The organism is Agrobacterium sp. (assembly GCF_032092815.1).
Lineage (GTDB): Bacteria > Pseudomonadota > Alphaproteobacteria > Rhizobiales > Rhizobiaceae > Agrobacterium.
In genome coordinates, this window is the sequence record NZ_DAMDBP010000003.1 from 87,791 (window position 1) to 89,216 (window position 1,426).

Consider the following 1,426-nt stretch of genomic DNA (forward strand, 5'->3'; position numbering starts at 1 on the left):
GCGGATACGGCTGACAAGATCGGCTTTTTCCTGCCTGTTAAACTCGATCGCGCTCAATCCTGCCCCCTTTTTCGGTATTGCTATTGCGGTTTTCGATATCAAAAACAGCGCACAACAGGCAATGCTTCAAAAAAATCGATTTATCGATCAAAGCAATTGCATTGCATCCGCCGCAGCACCGCTCTAGAGCACTGCTGATTACATGGCACCGTTTCCTCCCGGTTGATTTACCCAGGGAAGAACGGCAGGAGAATACCATCAATGTCACAAGCAGATTTCAGGACCGGCCTCAAAGGCGGCTTCCTCATCGCATTGTCGGCCGCTCCGTTCGGTTTGCTGTTCGGCGCCGTTGCGGTGGACAATGGACTGACCATGTTCGAAGCGGTGGTGATGAGCGCAACTCTCTATGCCGGTGCCAGCCAGCTGGTGGGCATAGAACTGTTCGGCCAGCACATTGAAGCCTGGCTTGTGATCCTGTCGATCTTTGCCGTCAACTTCCGCCACATCCTCTATTCGGCCGCGATGGTGCGTCCCCTCATCCACTGGTCGCTTGGCAAAAAGCTGATCGCGTTCTTTTTTCTCGTTGATCCGCAATTCGCAGAATCCGTGCGGCGCGATGAAAACGGCGAGAAGATATCGTTTGCCTGGTACATGGGATTTGCGCTGGCCATCTATTTCCCGTGGCTGGCCACAACAGTGCTTGGCGTGATGTTCGGCAAGCTGATCGGCGATCCGCAAGCACTCGGCTTCGACGTGCTGTTGCCAATCTATTTCATGGGCATGGTCATCGGCTTTCGCAAACGGCAGAATTTTTATCCCGTCATGCTCGCAAGCGGCATAGGCGCCATCGTCGCGTTCCATGTGGTCGGCTCACCCTGGCATGTCAGCCTCGGGGCCGTGGCCGGCATTCTGGTGGCCGTGCTCCTGCCACCACCACCCAGCAACCTCAGCAATGACGACACTGTAGTGGAGCAAGGCCTGTGAGCGACCTTTTCAACACCTATACGCTCTGGCTTATCATCGCGGGTGCAATTGCCACCTACATAACGCGCATTGGCGGTTATCTCTTGATGATCCGCATGAAATCCATTCCGCCCCGCGTTGAGGCCGGATTGAATGCGGTACCGGTCGCGGTTTTGACCACTCTGGTCACGCCCACCTTTTTTGATGGCGGTTACGAGGTCAAGGCCGGTATGATCGTCGCTCTGATTGTCGGCTTGCGTTTTCCCGGTCTGACCATGTTGTTTGCCGGATGGTTACTTGTGGTTACCACCCGGCATTTTGTCGGTTAAGGCCTGACGCCTCAAACTGCGGCCGTGGCCTGCTCAAGCCATGCCAGAACAGCCTCGTCGCTCAACAGCGGCGAGATTTTTTCCCGAACATTGGCGTGATAGGCATTCAGCCAGTCACGCTCCTCTGCCGTCAG

Annotated in this window: 4 protein-coding genes; 3 read left to right on the plus strand and 1 reads right to left on the minus strand. The window is 55.4% G+C overall.

The features are described 5' to 3' along the window. The 3 genes from RT613_RS02330 to RT613_RS02340 all read left to right on the plus strand — a co-directional run. The coding region (locus RT613_RS02330) for a hypothetical protein (protein WP_313612652.1) at positions 1 to 187 on the plus strand (187 nt) is incomplete at its 5' end. Positions 188 to 261: 74 nt separating this feature from the next. Further along, the gene (locus RT613_RS02335; RefSeq protein ID WP_313612654.1) at positions 262 to 984 is read left to right on the plus strand and encodes an AzlC family ABC transporter permease; all 723 of its coding nucleotides are present in this window, start codon (positions 262 to 264) and stop codon (positions 982 to 984) included. Then, complete coding sequence (locus tag RT613_RS02340; RefSeq protein WP_313612656.1) at positions 981 to 1,292, plus strand: AzlD family protein; 312 nt, start codon at positions 981 to 983, stop codon at positions 1,290 to 1,292. Before RT613_RS02335 ends, RT613_RS02340 begins: the two co-directional genes overlap by 4 nt. A gap of 11 nt (positions 1,293 to 1,303) precedes the next feature. Here RT613_RS02340 and RT613_RS02345 read toward each other — a convergent pair. Further along, positions 1,304 to 1,426, minus strand: a 123-nt coding sequence (locus RT613_RS02345; RefSeq protein ID WP_313612791.1) for a M24 family metallopeptidase C-terminal domain-containing protein, incomplete at its 5' end; no start/stop codon positions are given.

What these genes read in the sequence shown, in the direction of transcription:
- RT613_RS02335 (WP_313612654.1), top strand. Translation starts at nt 262, where the DNA reads ATGTCACAAGCAGATTTCAGGACCGGCCTCAAAGGCGGCTTCCTCATC.